This is a genomic window from uncultured Bradyrhizobium sp. (assembly GCF_936928535.1).
Classification (GTDB): Bacteria; Pseudomonadota; Alphaproteobacteria; order Rhizobiales; family Xanthobacteraceae; genus Bradyrhizobium.
In genome coordinates this window covers 1-15,840 of record NZ_CAKZHY010000151.1, presented here as the reverse complement: position 1 = coordinate 15,840, position 15,840 = coordinate 1, and the positions used below count along the sequence as shown (strand labels likewise).

General features: G+C 61.0%; 15 protein-coding genes and 1 tRNA gene. 8 read left to right on the top strand and 8 right to left on the bottom strand.

Annotated elements, in window-relative coordinates; translation table 11 throughout:
• Positions 1–20: 20 nt before the first annotated feature.
• Positions 21–686 (bottom strand): glutathione S-transferase, encoded by a 666-nt coding sequence (locus Q0687_RS28895; RefSeq protein WP_298884794.1) that lies wholly within the window; start codon positions 684–686, stop codon positions 21–23.
• Between the two features lie 164 nt (positions 687–850).
• On the opposite strand from Q0687_RS28895, the gene Q0687_RS28890 reads away from it, so the two are divergent.
• The 4 genes from Q0687_RS28890 (at position 851) to panE (ending at position 4,595) form a co-directional block, all read left to right on the top strand.
• Positions 851–1,432, top strand: coding sequence for a DUF2239 family protein (locus tag Q0687_RS28890; protein WP_298884792.1), 582 nt, complete (start codon positions 851–853; stop codon positions 1,430–1,432).
• 89 nt (positions 1,433–1,521) lie between these two features.
• Positions 1,522–2,871, top strand: a complete 1,350-nt coding sequence (locus tag Q0687_RS28885; RefSeq protein ID WP_298884791.1) for an MATE family efflux transporter — start codon at positions 1,522–1,524, stop codon at positions 2,869–2,871.
• A 101-nt stretch (positions 2,872–2,972) separates the two neighbouring features.
• Complete coding sequence (locus tag Q0687_RS28880) at positions 2,973–3,581, top strand: 2-hydroxychromene-2-carboxylate isomerase (RefSeq protein WP_298884788.1); 609 nt, start codon at positions 2,973–2,975, stop codon at positions 3,579–3,581.
• Positions 3,582–3,671: 90 nt separating this feature from the next.
• On the top strand, positions 3,672–4,595 hold the full coding sequence (gene panE, locus Q0687_RS28875) for a 2-dehydropantoate 2-reductase (RefSeq protein WP_298884787.1): 924 nt from the start codon (positions 3,672–3,674) through the stop codon (positions 4,593–4,595).
• A gap of 78 nt (positions 4,596–4,673) precedes the next feature.
• Here the strand turns inward: panE and Q0687_RS28870 are convergent, their stop codons facing one another.
• Positions 4,674–5,267 (bottom strand): c-type cytochrome, encoded by a 594-nt coding sequence (locus Q0687_RS28870; protein WP_298884786.1) that lies wholly within the window; start codon positions 5,265–5,267, stop codon positions 4,674–4,676.
• Between the two features lie 190 nt (positions 5,268–5,457).
• The gene (locus Q0687_RS28865) at positions 5,458–6,732 is read right to left on the bottom strand and encodes a PQQ-dependent sugar dehydrogenase (protein WP_298884784.1); all 1,275 of its coding nucleotides are present in this window, start codon (positions 6,730–6,732) and stop codon (positions 5,458–5,460) included.
• A gap of 703 nt (positions 6,733–7,435) precedes the next feature.
• Between Q0687_RS28865 and Q0687_RS28860 the strand changes: the two genes are divergently transcribed.
• The gene (locus Q0687_RS28860) at positions 7,436–9,199 is read left to right on the top strand and encodes an ATP-binding protein (RefSeq protein ID WP_298884781.1); all 1,764 of its coding nucleotides are present in this window, start codon (positions 7,436–7,438) and stop codon (positions 9,197–9,199) included.
• A gap of 14 nt (positions 9,200–9,213) precedes the next feature.
• Complete coding sequence (locus tag Q0687_RS28855) at positions 9,214–10,464, top strand: adenylate/guanylate cyclase domain-containing response regulator (RefSeq protein ID WP_298884778.1); 1,251 nt, start codon at positions 9,214–9,216, stop codon at positions 10,462–10,464.
• A gap of 8 nt (positions 10,465–10,472) precedes the next feature.
• Here the strand turns inward: Q0687_RS28855 and Q0687_RS28850 are convergent, their stop codons facing one another.
• From Q0687_RS28850 to Q0687_RS28830, 5 genes are all read right to left on the bottom strand, one after another.
• Positions 10,473–11,459 carry an NAD(P)-dependent oxidoreductase gene (locus tag Q0687_RS28850; protein ID WP_298884776.1) on the bottom strand — a complete coding sequence of 329 codons (987 nt, stop codon included), beginning with the start codon at positions 11,457–11,459 and terminating at the stop codon, positions 10,473–10,475.
• Between the two features lie 146 nt (positions 11,460–11,605).
• The gene (locus Q0687_RS28845) at positions 11,606–12,208 is read right to left on the bottom strand and encodes a hypothetical protein (protein ID WP_298884771.1); all 603 of its coding nucleotides are present in this window, start codon (positions 12,206–12,208) and stop codon (positions 11,606–11,608) included.
• Positions 12,209–12,375: 167 nt separating this feature from the next.
• Positions 12,376–13,149: a dGTP triphosphohydrolase gene (dgt, locus tag Q0687_RS28840; RefSeq protein ID WP_298884768.1), complete on the bottom strand. Its 774-nt coding sequence runs from the start codon at positions 13,147–13,149 to the stop codon at positions 12,376–12,378.
• Between the two features lie 7 nt (positions 13,150–13,156).
• On the bottom strand, positions 13,157–13,324 hold the full coding sequence (locus Q0687_RS28835; protein WP_298884766.1) for a hypothetical protein: 168 nt from the start codon (positions 13,322–13,324) through the stop codon (positions 13,157–13,159).
• Between the two features lie 440 nt (positions 13,325–13,764).
• Positions 13,765–13,839 (bottom strand) — tRNA-Gly (locus tag Q0687_RS28830).
• A 274-nt stretch (positions 13,840–14,113) separates the two neighbouring features.
• Between Q0687_RS28830 and trxA the strand changes: the two genes are divergently transcribed.
• A complete protein-coding gene (gene trxA / locus Q0687_RS28825) occupies positions 14,114–15,034 on the top strand; it encodes a thioredoxin (RefSeq protein ID WP_298884764.1) in 921 nt (306 codons plus the stop codon).
• 30 nt (positions 15,035–15,064) lie between these two features.
• Complete coding sequence (locus Q0687_RS28820) at positions 15,065–15,742, top strand: LON peptidase substrate-binding domain-containing protein (protein ID WP_298884761.1); 678 nt, start codon at positions 15,065–15,067, stop codon at positions 15,740–15,742.
• Positions 15,743–15,840 lie beyond the last annotated feature (98 nt).

Sequence of the window (15,840 nt, the reverse complement as noted above, 5' to 3'; positions counted from 1 at the left end):
CGGAATAACGGTCAATGTAACTACCGCCCCACCTGATACGGCCCGCCCTTCTCGAGCGCGCGCGCATAGGCTGGCCGCGCGTGGATGCGCTCGAGGAACGCCATCGCCTTGGGATGGCCCTGCTCGAGTCCGCCGCGCGCTTGCGCGGCTTCGAGCGGAAAGCTCATCTGGATATCGGCCGCAGTGAACTCGTTGCCGGCGAACCATTCGCTCTTGGCAAGCTCGCCTTCCCAATAATCCATGTGCTGCTTGAGCTGCGGATTGACCAGCGCGGTGAGTGCCTGGTTCGAGACCTTGCGCACCAACGGACGCAACAGCGCCGGTGCGCGCTTCGGCATCAGCGTGAACAGCAGCTTCAGCAGCAGCGGCGACATCGCCGAGCCTTCGGCATAGTGCAGCCAATAGGTGAAGCGCAGACGCTCCGGCGTGTTGGGCGGCGGAATGAGCCGGCCATTGCCGTAGGTCGCGACGAGATATTCGATGATCGCACCTGACTCGGCGATGGTGTTGCCGTTGTCGGTGATGACGGGCGACTTGCCGAGCGGATGGATCGCGCGCAGCTCCTTCGGCGCGCGCATGTCCGGCTGACGCTGATAGCGCACGATCTCGTAGGGCACGCCCAGCTCCTCGAGCAGCCACAGCACCCGCTGCGAACGCGAATTGTTGAGGTGGTGGACGGTGAGCATCGCGAAATCCTTTGGGGGTGGCATGATCGGGTCGGCCGAGTACCTGCCAGCCCGGGAACACAATGTCGAGCCGGGCGGCTGGATATTTTAACCCGGGTATATTGACATCCCTAATTTACCCGGGTATTAAAAGCGCCAACGTCGTCAATTTGGCAATGATTCCAATGCAGCAGATTTTCACCGCTTTCCAGGGGCCGCGTCGCCTGGTGTCCGGCCCGGCCGGAGAGGTCGCCCTGGTCGTCAAGCGGATCGCGCCGCGGCCGGACGAGGCCATCATCGTCTTCTCGGACGCCACGGGCCGGTCGATCGACTTCGACCTGCGTGGCGGGGATCGCGAAGTGCTGGCGCGACTGGCGAAACAGATCCCGCCTCCGGTCGAGGAGGCCGCGCCATCAACCGAGCCGCGCGGGCGCGGCCGGCCGAAGCTCGGCGTGGTCGCGCGCGAGGTGACGCTGCTGCCGCGGCATTGGGAATGGCTCAATGCGCAGCCCGGCGGCGCATCGGTCGCGTTGCGAAAACTTGTCGAGGAAGCGCGGCGCGCGAGCGGCGACAAGGACCGCGAGCGGCAGGCGCGCGATGCGGCCTATCACTTCATGTCGACCATGGCCGGCAATCTCGCACAGTTCGAGGAAGCATCGCGCGCGCTGTTCGCAGATGACCGGCGGCGCTTCGCCGGGCTGATTGCCGATTGGCCGGCCGACATCCGCGACCACATCGTCAAGCTCGCCTACAGCGACCGCGCGTAAGCCGCGCACCGCGCTCCAGCCACCCCATCAACGGCCGAGCCGCGCGTCGCGCGGCAACGGCTTTGCTCGCCCTGATGAAAGGCACATCCATGCTCGCCCCAAAGCCTCTCTGGAAAACCTTCCTGCGCTTCCTTGCCCCTTTGATGCTGAGCAACGCGCTGCAATCGCTGTTCGGCACCGTCAGCAATGTCTATCTCGGCCAGATGATGGGCGTTGACGCACTCGCGGCGGTCTCGACCTTCTTCCCGGTGTTCTTCTTCCTGTTCGCCTTCGTGATGGGCCTGAGCACTGGCGCCACCGTGCTGATCGGCCAGGCCTTTGGCGCGGGCAAGCACGACAGGATCAAGCTTGTCGCCGGCACGACGCTCGCGGTCGGCCTGCTGCTCTCGATATCGGTCGGATTGATTGGCGGTCTGCTCAGCCGGCAATTGATGATCGCGCTGGCGACACCTCCCGACATTCTCGCTCCTGCCAGCGCCTATGCGCGCATCATGCTGCTGACGATGCCGCTCGGTTTCACCTTCCTGCTGATGACGGCAATGATCCGCGGCGTCGGTGATGCCGTGACACCGCTGCTGGCGCTGGCGTTGTCGACCACGATCGGCCTGGTCCTGACACCGATGCTGATCCACGGCGCCTTCGGCCTGCCGGCGCTCGGCATCACCAGCCCAGCCTGGGCGGCTGCGATGAGCAATGCCGTGACATTGCTCGCGCTCGGCGCCTATCTGCGGCGGACGAAGCATGCGCTCGCGCCTGACGTCGTGCTGCTGCGCCATGTCAGGCTCAACCGCGCCGTGATCGGGCAGATCCTCGGCATTGGATTGCCCAGTGCGGTCGGCATGGTGGTGATGGCCGTCGCCGAGCTGGTGCTGCTCGGCCTCGTCAACGGATTCGGCTCTGACGCCACTGCGGCTTACGGCGCGGTCAACCAGGTGATGGGCTACACGCAGTTCACGGCGATGTCGATTTCGATCGCGGTCTCGATCCTCGGCGCGCAGGCCGTCGGCGGCGGCGACCGGGCGCGGCTCGACGGCATCGTCCGCACCGGTCTTGCGTTCAACCTCGTCCTGACCGGCGGGCTGGTGGCGTTGATCTACATGGTGCCGCGCGCCGTGCTCGGTATCTTCATCACCGACGGCGCCGTGCTCGACCTGGCGAAAGGACTGCTCTTCGTCGCCTTGTGGAGCTCGGTGCCGTTCGGACTTGCGACCACGTTCTCCGGCGCAATGCGCGCCGCGGGCGTGGCGCTGACGCCGATGCTGCTGTCGATCTTTGCCATCGTCGCGATCGAGCTGCCGTCGGCGATGCTCCTCAGCCGCGCGATCGGCCTCCAAGGCGTATGGGCTGCCTATCCAATCGTGTTCTGCGCCATGTTCCTCTTGCAGATGGGCTATTACCTCCTGGTGTGGCGCAAGCGGGCGATCCGGCGGCCGGCCTGATCGTCAAGATATTATGACCATCATTAAACGGTGGACCTGTGGCGCGCCCTGCGCCACAATGGGGAAAAGCCGGATCAAAGAGCCAGATCAGGGAGAAAGAGTTGAGCCGCACATCCCCACAATTCCTGTTCGACTTCGGCAGCCCGAACGCCTATCTCAGCCATCTCGCGATCCCCGCGATCGAGCAGCGGATCGGCGTCAAATTCGAGTATGTGCCGATCCTGCTCGGCGGCATCTTCAAGTCGACCAACAACAAATCGCCGGCCGAGACGCTCGCGGGCGTCAAGAACAAGCGCGAATTCCAGCAGGTCGAGACCGAACGCTTCCTTAGGCGTTTCAAGGTCCAGCCTTACGTCTGGAATCCACACTTCCCTGTCAACACGCTGAACCTGATGCGCACGGCGATCGCGGCGCAGCTCGAGGGCGTCTTCGAGAAATATGTCGATGCGGCCTTCCACCACATGTGGCGCGAGCCGAAGAAAATGGACGATCCTGAAGTCGCGGCGAAGGCGTTGACGTCCTCGGGCCTCGATGCCCAAAGACTGTTCGCACGCGCCCAGGAGCCCGAAGTGAAGGGCAAGCTGATCAAGAACACCGAGGATGCGGTCGCGCGCGGCGCCTTCGGCTCGCCGACCTTCTTCGTTGGTAACGAGATGTTCTTCGGCAAGGAGCAGCTGCGCGAGGTCGAGGAGATGGTGCTGGAGAAGTGATCCGGCAGTCTCCGGAAAGCGGGTGGTCTCCTCGAAGTCGTTCTGGCATTCTCCAGGACCACGGCAAGAAACAACAATAAGGACCTTCCCATGCGTATCCTCGTGGTCGGCGCCGGCGCCATCGGCGGCTATTTTGGCGGCAGGCTGTTGCAGGCCGGCCGCGACGTCACCTTCCTGGTGCGCGCCAAACGCGCCGGCGAGCTCGCGCGCGATGGCCTCGTCATCAAGAGCCCGAACGGCGATGTGACCTTGAAGAATCCGCCGACGGTTCAGGCCGACGCGATCAAGGACAAGTTCGACGTCGTGCTGCTCAGCTGCAAGGCGTTCGACCTCGACGATGCCGTCAAGTCATTCGCGCCGGCGGTCGGCTCGAACACCGCTGTTATCCCGATGCTCAACGGCATGAAGCATCTCGACACCCTCGATGCTGCCTTCGGCAAGGAGCGTGTGCTCGGCGGTCTCTGCGCCATCGCCGCAACCATGAACGAGAAGCGCGAAGTGGTGCAGCTCCAGCCGATGCAGTCGATCAATTACGGCGAGCGCGACGGCACGATGTCGGATCGCGTCAAGGCGATCGACGAGGCCTTCAAGAGCGGCATCAAGGGTGCCACGGCCAGCCAGAACATCATGCAGGACATGTGGGAGAAGTGGGTGTTCCTGTCGTCGCTCGCCGCATCCACCAGCCTGATGCGCACGTCGGTCGGCAACATCCTCGCCGCGCCCGGCGGCCGGGATTTCCTGCTCGGCATGCTGGATGAGGCCAGCGCGATCGCGACCGCATCAGGCTACACGCCGGGCGGTCCGTTCTTCGATCGCGTGAAGGGCAACCTGACGACCGAGGGCTCGCCGATGACGGCCTCGATGTTCCGCGACATCGTCGCGGGCTTGCCGGTTGAAGCCGATCACGTAATCGGCGATCTCATCGCGCGCGCCGACGCGGCCAAGGTGCCGGTGCCGAAGCTGCGCGTCGCGTATACGCATCTGAAGGCGTATGAGAAGCAGCGGGCGGGGTAGGCGCTGTCACTCGCTCGTCATCCCGGGGCGCGCGCAGCGCGAGCCGACGACGGCGGGATTTGAGTCGCAAGCTCAGCGCTATTTGAAATACGCCAGATAGTGCGCGACCGCGGTGATTTCCTCGTCGCTCATGTGATAGGCGACATCGGCCATCGCCGCGCCCCCGCCGCCGACGCGCTGGCTGCTCTTGTAGTCGTGCAGCGCCTTGACCAGATATTCCTCGCGCTGACCTGCAAGCCGCGCGACGGCCTTGGTGCCGGCAAAGCTGTCGGTGTGACACGAGGCGCAGCGGCGGCCGACCGCAACCTGGGCGCCTTTCTTCGACAAGTCCGGATCCTTGTCGTCGGCGGCCTTCGGCGGCGTCATCGCCGCGAAATAGGCGCCGAGGCTGCGAATATCTTCGTTGGCGATATCCTGGGCGATCGGCTGCATCTGCTCGTTCTTGCGCGAGCCGGCGCGGAAGAACACGAGCTGCCATTGCAGGAATTGATCGGGTTGGCCGGCCAGCGAGGGAATGTTCTCGGTCTGCGAGATGCCGTTCTCGCCGTGACATCCGGAGCAAACCGCTGCCTTCTCCTGGACGGCGGCATTGTCGGCGGCGCGCGCTGGAACGAGTGCGAGCGCTGCGAGCGACAGAGCGCCGATGGCGTACGACGAAAACTGGCGGCGCATGGGGTAAGTCCGATCCATCTGGTTCGTCATTCCAGGCGTGCGGAGCACGAGCCCGGACTCCATAACAACGAGTCGAGGTTATGGGTTCCGGACTTGCGTTCGCGCGCAATCCGGAACGACGGCGTGGTCTTTTGAAATGAAAGAGGCTGCGGCGCCTTGCGGGGCCACCGCAGCCTCGTGTCGTCGTGAGCTACTTCTTGCCGTAGCTGATGCGGTAGATCGCGCCGGCCCAGTCGTCGGCGACGAGGATCGAGCCGTCCTTGGCGAGAACGATATCGTCAGGGCGGCCGAGATAGCCCTGGTCACCCTCGATCCAGCCGGAGGCGAACACCTCCTGCTTGGCGTTCTTGCCATCGGGCCCGACGATCACGCGCATGATGCGGCCGCCCTGGTACTTGTGACGATTCCAGGAGCCGTGCTCGGCGATCAGGATGTTGTTCTTGTACTCGGCGGGGAACTGGTCGCCGGTATAGAACTTCATGCCGAGCGGAGCGACGTGGGCGCCGAGGTTCAGCACGGGCGGCGTGAACTCGGAGCACTTGTGGCCCATGGCGAACTTCGGATCAGGAAGGTCGCCCTGGTGACAGTAGGGATAGCCGAAGTGCTCGCCGAGCTTGCTGATCATGTTGAGCTTGTCGCTCGGCAGATCGTCGCTGACCCAGTCACGGGCATTCTCGGTGAACCAGTACTTGCCGGTGCGCGGGTCGACGTCGCCGCCGACCGAGTTGCGAACACCGAGCGCGTAGACCTCGGCGTTGCCGGTCTTGGGATCGACGCGCCGGATCTGCGAGACGCTGGTCGGGGGAATGCCGACGTTGAAGGGCGGTCCGAACGGAATGTAGAACCAGCCGTCCTTGTCGGCCGCGAGATACTTCCAGCCATGTGCGGCATAGGACGGCATGTCGTCATAGACGACCTTGCCCTCGCCGGGATTGTCGAGCTTGTTTTCGATGTCGTCGTAGCGGATCAGCTTGTCGACCGCGATGACGTAGAGCGCACCGTCCTTGACGGCCAGACCCGTGGGCATGTTCAGCCCCTTGAGGATGGTCTTGACCTCTTTCTTTCCGTTGTTGTCCTTGATGGCATAGACATTGCCGAGGCCGAACGAGCCGACGAACAGCGTGCCCTTGTCACCCCAGGCCATCTGCCGCGCGGCCAGCACGCCTGATGCGTAGACTTCCATCTTGAAGCCCGCCGGCAGCTTCACCTTCTTGATGATGTTGGCGAGTTCGGCTTCGGAGGCGCCGGTCGGCGGACCCGAGGGCGGCGCGAGGCCCTTCTGCGCTTCGGTCTCGTCGCCGAGGAACCAGTCATCCGGCGGATGCGTCCAGAATTCCTTGGTGCCGGATTCGTATTTCTTCAGCGCTCGGTTCTTGTCCTGTTGCTGTGCGCTGACAACACTGGTCCCGGCAAGAAGGGCCACGGCCGCAAGCGCCAACACGGATCGATGGATCATCGATTTCATCGCGTCACTCCCCTAAGGCAGCCGTGACGGCTGCGCGTTCTTTGTTTTGCTGTGTGAGTAGGCGAAGTTCTTGGTCTGTCGAGAGGCAGACGCGAAAAGGTTAGCACATCTGCGGGCGGTGAAAAGCGCATCGCGTGCGCGGCAGTTGCGCTCAATTCTCGCTGCATCGCGGAATCGGGATGACGCCGCCTCTTTTGCGAGCAGCAGAACCAAGCCGACCGAGGCAAAACGCGAAAACAACCCCATGCACAGTAGAAAGCAGAGGCGAGCGGCGCGCGATGACACCGACCACACATTTGATTCACCGTGCGAATTGACAAAAGCGGCAATTATTTGGTGACGGGATACGGCCCATCGTCAAACGGCGTGTCGTACCCGTCTGCCCTCGAGGCGCGGTATCTCCCAACCAAATTGGCGTCTCGTGAGCACGTCGATTGAGCAAGTTCCTTGAGCCGGATGCGGTCATCTGGCAGTGAAGCCGTTCACACATGGTGTCGATGATCCCTGCTAGCGTCGATGCGGCTGACGCGAGCCCGATGCCGGACGAGGCTGCCGCGCGATCGGCGATCCGACACATCCGTTGACTTTCAGAGTTTTCAATCGACTCGCGTTTTAGTAGTTTAGCGACAGCGCACTGCCTTTCGTTGTGCCTGATGAACTGGAAATTGCGAGGTTCAATTCCCTTACTGCCTGGACGATTAGAATGTCGGATTCAGGAGATTTGCTGGAATCGTGTCTCTCCCATGGCGGGTACATGGGCGCGGCGATGCGTAAATTTGATTGGTCCAAGACCCGGCTCGGCGCTCCAGAGGGCTGGCCGGAACCTCTCAGGATCTTTGTAAGAGTCCTGCTCAATACAAATCATCCAATGCTGGTCTGGTGGGGACCGGACCTCGTTCAGTTCTACAACGACGCCTTCTCCGAGATCGCGGCAAGCGTGCTCAGGAAGCCGGCGCTCGGAACATCCGGGCGATCCTATTGGCGAGACCTCTGGGCAGTCATTGGTCCCGATGTCGAACATGTCATGAGCGGCAGAGGGGGAGTTTGGCGAGAGCATCAATTGATGCCGACGGACGTGGCCGGATCACAGCAGCGGTACTGGACCTACAGCTTTAGCCCGATAGAGGAGAGAGGCGTCGTCCAGGGGGTGCTGGTGATCTGCCGCGACGAGACCCAGGAATATCGGGCGACCCTTGCACTGCTAGCGCGCGAAGCCGAATTGGCCCGCGTTCAGCAGATCGGAAAGATCGGTGGCCTGGAAGTCAATCTCACCGCCGGCTTCCGAAATCGTCGCTCGCCTGAATACCTGGCGATCCACGGCCTACCGCCGGAGGCCGCGACTGAAACACACGAAGATTGGGTGAAGCGCATCCACCCGGAGGATCGACGCCGCGCCGAAGGGACGTTTCTCAATGCCGTCAACGGCGACGTCGAAGGCTACTCAATACAGTACCAGATCATTCGGCCCTGTGACGGCCAGACGCGATGGATCCTGGCAAAGACAGAGATCGAACGCGACGAAAGCGGCAAGGCCATCCGCCTGGTCGGCGCTCACGCCGACGTCACGGACCAAGTGCTGGCCGAACAAGCCCTGCGCCGGAGCGAAGAGAAGTACAAGAAGCTGGCGCAGGAACTGTCCCAATCGTTCGAAAAGCTGCGCGCCACGCAAGATCGACTGATCCAGGCCGAAAAGCTGGCGTCCCTTGGTCAACTGACCGCCGGCATCGCGCACGAGATCAAGAATCCCTTGAACTTCGTCAACAATTTCGCCCGCTTATCGATCGACCGGGTCGCAGAGCTCGCGGCCGTCCTCGATGAGGTCGCTTCGACTTCGAAAGCTGCGGGCGATATCAACCGCCTCACAACGGTCATCCGGAAAAATCTGGCCAAGATCAATCAGCACGGCAAACGTGCAGACAGCATCGTCAACAACATGCTTCTGCACTCGCGCTCCGGATCCGGCGACCATCGCTCAGTCGAGATAAACTGCCTTTTGGACGAAACTCTCAATCTGGCGTTTCACGGTGCGCGGGCTCAACAGCCCGGCTTCAGCGTGAAAGTGGTGAGGGAACTCGACGGCGAAGCCGGGAAAATCGATCTCTACCCTCAGGAGATTTCCCGCGTCTTTCTCAACCTGATCGCAAACGGCTTTTACGCAGCGACGCATCGTCGGACCGACGGTTCGAAACCTGAATTTGAGCCGATACTGACAGTCAAGACGGTCAATCTGGGTGATTCTGTCGAGGTGCGCATCCGCGACAACGGCGAGGGCATTTCCCCGCTGATCAGGGACAGGATATTCGATCCTTTTTTTACGACCAAACCCGCCGGTGAAGGCACGGGCCTCGGTCTCTCCATCTCTCACGATGTGGTGGTGAAGCAGCATGGCGGCACCATCAACGTCGAAACGGTGCCGGGCGACTTCTGTGAGTTCATCGTACGCTTGCCCCGCGGAAAGTTCGAATAAGTTGGGAAACGCCCATGACCGCAACGGTTCTTGTTGTCGATGATGAGCCCGACCTGAAGGAGGTCATCCTCCAGCATTTCGAGCGCCAGATTGGCGAAGGACAAATCAGCTTCATGTTCGCCCATGACGGGCTGGAGGCGCTGCAGTCCGTCCAGGGGAACCCGCAAATCGAGGTCGTGCTGCTGGACCTGAACATGCCTCGTCTCGACGGCTTGTCCACGTTGCAAAAACTACAACAGGCGGACGACATGAAGTCCACGATCATCGTCTCGGCCTATGGAGACATGGAGAACATCCGCAGCGCAATGAACCGAGGAGCGTTCGACTTCGTGACCAAGCCGATCGACCTCGAAGATCTGGAGCTGACGCTCAAGAGGACGGTGCGTCACGTCAACATGATGCGCGACATTCGCAGGCGCCAGATGGAAGCCGAACGCGCCCACGCATCTCTGTCACGCTATTTCTCGCCGCAACTTGCGGCGCGGCTTGCCTCAGGTTCGGAAGGCGACGGCATGGACGTACACTCGCGGGAGATAGCCGTCCTTTTTACCGATATCACCGGTTTTCTCTCGCTCGTCGAGAAGATGTCGCCCTCGATTTTGGGCGACATGCTGAACGAATACATGTTCGGCATGACCGAGATCGTTTTCAACTATGACGGCACGGTTGCGAAGGTGGTCGGCGATGCAATCCAGGTCTTGTTCAATGCGCCGGCCGACCAGACGGACTATGCAACGCGTGCCCTTTCATGCGCGCATGCACTCGACAATTGGGCCGAGAATTTCAGGTTGCGCTGGAAGCAGAAGGGCGTCGATTTCGGCTCGACCCGCATAGGTGTGCATGCGGGCACGGCGCTGGTGGGCAATTTCGGAGGGGCAAGGTTTTTCGACTACACCGCTCACGGGGATACCATGAACACGGTTGCGAGACTGGAGGCCGCGAACAAGATATTGGGAACCAGGATCTGCGTAAGCGGCGATGTCGCCAGCCGTGCGGACCGCTTCCATGGACGGCCGATCGGCCAATTGATGCTGCGCGGCAAGAGCGAACCCATTCAGGGTTTCGAACCCTTGTCGGTGGCAGATTTCGAGAGCAAGAACACCGCCAGCTATCTCAAGGCCTACGCCAAGCTAGAAGCGCGAGAGCCGGATGCGGTATCGGCTTTTGCGGCGTTGGTTGCAAACGATGCCGGCGATCATCTTGCCGGTTATCATCTGCGGCGTCTGCTGAACGGAGCTGGCGGCGTGCAGATCCGTTTGGAATAACGGTAGAGCTACGTAGCGACGGGATACGGCCCGTCGTCAAATGGCGTGTCGTGATAGCCCTTCGCTCCGACCTCGCGCGCCAGGGTGCTGCGAAAATCACGACCCTCACGCAGGCTGTTCAGCACCCAGGCGAAATCGAATTCCGGATGCCATCCGAGCTCGCGCCGGGCCCGGGCGTTGACATAGACGCGGTCGATCTCGCCGAACAGCCGCCAGCCGTGCGCGGCATAGAGGTGCGCGCAGTCCGGATAGAGCTCACGCACGAGACTGGCAGCGTCACGGGCGAGCGCCGCGAGGTGGTGTTTCGTAAACGGGCTGGTTGCCGAGACGATGTAACGGCCAAAGCCGATCTTGGATGCGCGCTCGACGGCGAGCAGATGGGCGCTCACCGCGTCTGATATATCCAGGCGTCTATAGAGCAGCTCGTTGGCCTGCGCGTTGTCCAACGGGTAGGCCGACCGCATTGCGGGATCGTCGTCGTCCTCCGGAAAGAACCGCGAGGTCCGCAACACCACGACCGGCAAGCCCCTTTCGCGAAAGAACAGCTCGCACAAGTTCTCCGCCATCAGTTTTGTCGTGCCGTAGATGTTCTTCGGCACCGACGGTAACTCCTCGGTAACCCACACCGCCGCTTGCCCGGCTTCGGGCCGAAGCTGCGAGCCGAAAGCACTGGTGGTGCTGGTGAAGACAAAACTCGTCACGCCGGCGGCATCCGCTGCCTCGAGCAAGTTGAGCGTGCCAGTGACATTGGTGTCGACAAAGGCCTGCTTGCTGTGGGTCGCCACATGCGGCTTATGCAGCGTTGCGGTGTGGATGACGGCGGCAATGCCGTCCATCTGCGCCCGGACGAAGCCGGGATCGACGATCGAGCCGACGGCGTCGGTGAAGGGCGATGCCTTCAAATCGACCCCACGCGCAGCCGACCCGCGGCGCCGGAGCGTCCGGAGGATGGCCTCGCCGAGGTGGCCGGCGCTGCCGGTGACAAGGATCGTCATGGCGGATTCAACAAGCTGGAGAGACATCAACGTCAGGATTTGGTCAGTATCCAAATCCCAAAAGTGCTCCGCGAGATTGACCCGTCCCGGTAAATCTCACCGTCGCATTGCGATATCCCCGAACAACCACTCAATTTCGACCCGCACTAGGTCGGACGAAATAGAGCAGCGGGATTCGTGGTTTTCAGTCTTGAATAAACGTCCAAAGCATACGCGTCGGTCATTCCCGCGATGTAATCGCATATGAGCCGCTTCCGCAGTTCCTCGCGATCAGGAAAAGATTGAAACGCGTGTAACCTTCCACGCCAATCGTTGGGCAAAAGATCACCATCCTTGGCCGCGTCGAAGCAATCAAACAAGTCGTGGACTATTTGCTTTCCGCGATACTCGATAAGCTTTAAGCGAGGGCTCTTGATGTGCAGCTCATAAGTAAGATGCTTGAGCACATCGATTTCAAATCTTACTTCAGACGAAATGGTCAACTCTGACAGAGCCGGCACTTCTTCGTTGACCTTAATACCAATCGCGCGAATCCGCTTGCCTACAAGATCGGATGTGAATTGCGCCCTTACATATCCGTTCTGGGCGATTTGCTCGGAAAGTTTTTGCAAGCTAACGGCGAGCACTGAGATTGGAATCGCACGATTCTCTGGGTCGGGATCGAGAAACGCCTTCCGCTCGTCATCTGTAAGAGACTTGTTCGCTTCCGTTAGATAATCTTTAAGCAGGCTAAACACGGAGAGAAGCATGCGCTTTTGTATTTTCTCGAAATTATCTCGATCCTGATCGGCAGGTTTACCTTCCGGGTATTCGCGGCCAAACTGACCTTGAAAAATCTTGCCGGCAACTGCATCCCGAATCTCGGCGTTGCTATTGAGTTGCTGGATTATGTCGAGTGGAGATGCAAAGCCAGCCTTCAGGGCATCCTCAAATCATATGTTGAGTATGCAATATCGTCGGCCAAATCCATGATCTGCATTTCGATGACCTTGAAGGGAGCGCCTGAATGGCTCTCCATTCTCTCACCGAGAACGGCTTGCTTAATCTTCGAAACAATCTGCTCTTCAGACGAATAGTATCCCTTTATTAGCTTGGGTCCGTCAGCAATGAGCGGAATCTGATTGTCGTATTTGAGCACGCCAGCAAGCGATCGAAAGCATAGGTTCAATCCCGCGCGCAAATCGACGCCGTCGCTGAACTCCGTAAAGTCTGGATTACTGCCATGCTGGATCGTTTGACGCTTCTCCAGGCGCGATAGTATGCGCAATGTTTGCGCATTACCTTCGAATCCACCGAAATGGTGCATCTTCTCCTGTAGGGCGTATTCCCCGGTATGGCCAAACGGCGGGTGCCCAAGGTCGTGCGCTAGAGAAACAAGCTCGACGAGATCGGTATCGATTGTTCCGGCCCGTTCGCCGTACTGCTCGCCAACAAGATAATTCAACCGGATAGCGATACTTTTCGCTATTTGGGCGACTTCCAAGCTATGAGTCATTCGATTGCGAAAGAAATCGCTTTCGTCGCCCGGAAAGAGCTGCGTCTTACGCTGTAGTCGCCGAAACGCTGGGGTGTGCACTATCCGCGCGTAATCGCGCCGGAAGGCTGACCGGTATTCTTCGGGACTACCGGAACCCGGAATTTCCACCAACCGGGTAAAGTCGCCGGGGTGATAGAAACTCAGATTGACCACAGATTACCTAGCCGGATTTCTGTTGGGGCGCATCGTCGGGCCGCCGGGATGCTTCCTTTTCCCGCTGCATTTCACGGATAGCTTCAACGAAGTAATCCCGCTCGTGGCTCGAAGTTACAGTAGCCGCACGAGCCCACGTCTGGGTGATCTTCAGTGCTGATTGATTGTCGGCCATGAATCGCTCCCAAAGCAACGGATGCCTAAGGCACCTTGCCGTTAAACTCTTAACAGCCATTTACGTTGCTACGCCGCCCCCCGGACAGTGCTAATCTGGCTGTGTCGCTTGTTTTCGTCAACTGCTCGCGCTTAATATTGGCCAGTCTAGCTGCTTGATTTATGAACTAGGCCACATAGCCTAGTACGCCTGACGTGTATGCAGCTCCGGACGTCTCTCGCCATTACCTACCAACTTTGGACCCGACCCTTGGCTCATAAAGCCGCGGCACACCTACGTACGGTGCTGTACGTCGGCTTCACACACACACGAGCTAGATGGACGCCTGCGGTACAGGCTTCGCCGCGGGCCCGCCCACCGCTTTAATTCCACGCCGAAAATCCTCGCGGCGGCTCACCCCAACCGGGAGAACTAACTCATCTGGATGCTCTGGAAAAAATTGGAGCGGGCGAAGGGGCTCGAACCCTCGACCCCGACCTTGGCAAGGTCGTGCTCTACCACTGAGCTACACCCGCATCCTGTGTCGGTCGCGTGACGCGCCGGCAACGGCTGTCGTATGCCAAAAGCGGAAGGCGAATGCAACAGCTACCGGCAGCATAGATTCGCATTCGGAGCCCCAATATGAGCCCCGATGCGGCCGAATCGACCTAAATGGGCCCGGAACTGCCGAATCGGCTCCGATGGATTGAAATTCGGCCGCCCCGGCCCAATTTTAGGGCCTGAAACGCAGCATAGGTGATGGCGACGTGCTAAAGAGCCGCCATTCCAGACATCAGACGAGGGGATCCCGTGACGATCATCGACCAGGGTAACGGAGCGGGCCCGGCTGCGGCCGATCTGATCAAGGACACCACCACCCAGACCTTCGTGAAGGACGTCATCGAGGAATCGAAGCGCCAGCCGGTGCTGATCGATTTCTGGGCCGAGTGGTGCGGCCCCTGCAAGCAGCTCACGCCCGTGCTGGAAAAGGCGGTCAAGGCAGCCAAGGGCAAGGTCAAGCTGGTCAAGATGAACATCGACCAGCACCCGGCGATCCCGGGCCAGATGGGCATCCAGTCGATCCCGGCCGTCATCGCCTTCGTCAACGGCCAGCCCGCGGACGGTTTCATGGGCGCGGTGCCGGAGAGCCAGGTCAACGCCTTCATCGAGAAGGTGACCAAGGGCGTGACCGCGCCCGGAGAGCCCAACGTCGCCGAGATCCTGCAGGAAGCGGAGGCCGTTCTCGCCGAGGGCGACAGCGCTGCGGCCGCGCAGATCTACGCCGAAGTGCTGCAGTATGATTCAACCAACATCCCCGCCCTTGCGGGCCTCGCCAAATGCTACGCCATGTCGGGCGCGATGGAGCAGGCCAAGCAGACGCTGGCCATGGTGCCGGAATCCAAGCGCAACGATCCGGCCGTGAAGGCGGTGCAGACCGCGATCGACCTCGCTGAACAGGCGGAGCAGCTCGGGCCGATTACCGAACTGGAACAGAAAGTCGCCGCAAACCCGCTCGATCATCAGGCACGCTTCGACCTTGCCACCGCACTGAACGCCAGGGGCGACCGGGCAGCCGCGACCGAGCAGCTGCTCGCGATCGTCAGGCGCGATCGCAAATGGAACGATGACGGCGCCCGGAAGCAGCTGGTGCAGTTTTTCGAGGCCTGGGGCGGTGCGGACGAGGCAACCGTCGAGGGACGCAAGCGCTTGTCGACGATCCTGTTCTCGTAAGCACGAGCCGGCTAAGTCAGCGGGGACCAGATGCCGATCAACATCGAATATCGCGGGCCCGCCGACCTGCCGGAGATCGTTCCGGTGTTTCCGTTGCCGGGCGCGCTGCTGCTGCCGCGCGGCCAGATGCCGCTCAACATCTTCGAGCCGCGCTATCTTTCGATGGTCGACGACAGTTTTCGCGATGGCCATCGCCTGATCGGCATGATCCAGCCTGACGTGGCGCATTCGCCGAAAAATTCCGACAAGCCGGTGCTGTTCCGGGTCGGCTGCGTCGGCCGCATCACCCAGCTCGCCGAATCCGGCGACGGCCGTTACATCCTCGAGCTGACGGGCGTCGCGCGCTTCAGGGTGCTCGAGGAGCTCGAGGTCCTGACCGCCTACCGGCAGTGCAAGGTCGATTTCTTCGCCTTCGCCGACGATTTCAAGGCGCGCCTGGGCGAAGACGCGGTCAACCGCGAGGCGCTGCTGGTGGCGCTGGCGGATTTTTTGAAGGCCAACAATCTCAAGGTCGACTGGGAAGGCGTCGAGAGCGCGCCCAACGAGGCGCTGGTCAACGCGCTGGCGATGATGTCGCCCTACGGCCCGGCCGAGAAACAGGCGATGCTGGAAGCGCCCGACCTGAAGACCCGCGCCGAGATCCTGATCGCGGTGACCGAGATGGACCTCGCCAAGAAGCGCACCAGCGGCGATCCGCCGCTGCAGTGACGATGCGTCTGAAAGCCCCAAACTTCGTCATGGCCGGGCTTGACCCACGACTGTCCGGTTGGGCGATTAGCATAGACTGAGGCTCATCTGTCGATGAT

Coding starts and splice junctions, on each gene's coding strand:
- Q0687_RS28895 (WP_298884794.1), bottom strand. CDS start 686: ATGCTCACCGTCCACCACCTCAACAATTCGCGTTCGCAGCGGGTGCTG.
- Q0687_RS28890 (WP_298884792.1), top strand. CDS start 851: ATGCAGCAGATTTTCACCGCTTTCCAGGGGCCGCGTCGCCTGGTGTCC.
- Q0687_RS28885 (WP_298884791.1), top strand. CDS start 1,522: ATGCTCGCCCCAAAGCCTCTCTGGAAAACCTTCCTGCGCTTCCTTGCC.
- panE (WP_298884787.1), top strand. CDS start 3,672: ATGCGTATCCTCGTGGTCGGCGCCGGCGCCATCGGCGGCTATTTTGGC.
- Q0687_RS28870 (WP_298884786.1), bottom strand. CDS start 5,267: ATGCGCCGCCAGTTTTCGTCGTACGCCATCGGCGCTCTGTCGCTCGCA.
- Q0687_RS28865 (WP_298884784.1), bottom strand. CDS start 6,732: ATGAAATCGATGATCCATCGATCCGTGTTGGCGCTTGCGGCCGTGGCC.
- Q0687_RS28860 (WP_298884781.1), top strand. CDS start 7,436: ATGTCGGATTCAGGAGATTTGCTGGAATCGTGTCTCTCCCATGGCGGG.
- Q0687_RS28855 (WP_298884778.1), top strand. CDS start 9,214: ATGACCGCAACGGTTCTTGTTGTCGATGATGAGCCCGACCTGAAGGAG.
- Q0687_RS28850 (WP_298884776.1), bottom strand. CDS start 11,459: ATGACGATCCTTGTCACCGGCAGCGCCGGCCACCTCGGCGAGGCCATC.
- Q0687_RS28845 (WP_298884771.1), bottom strand. CDS start 12,208: ATGCTTCTCTCCGTGTTTAGCCTGCTTAAAGATTATCTAACGGAAGCG.
- Q0687_RS28835 (WP_298884766.1), bottom strand. CDS start 13,324: ATGGCCGACAATCAATCAGCACTGAAGATCACCCAGACGTGGGCTCGT.
- Q0687_RS28820 (WP_298884761.1), top strand. CDS start 15,065: ATGCCGATCAACATCGAATATCGCGGGCCCGCCGACCTGCCGGAGATC.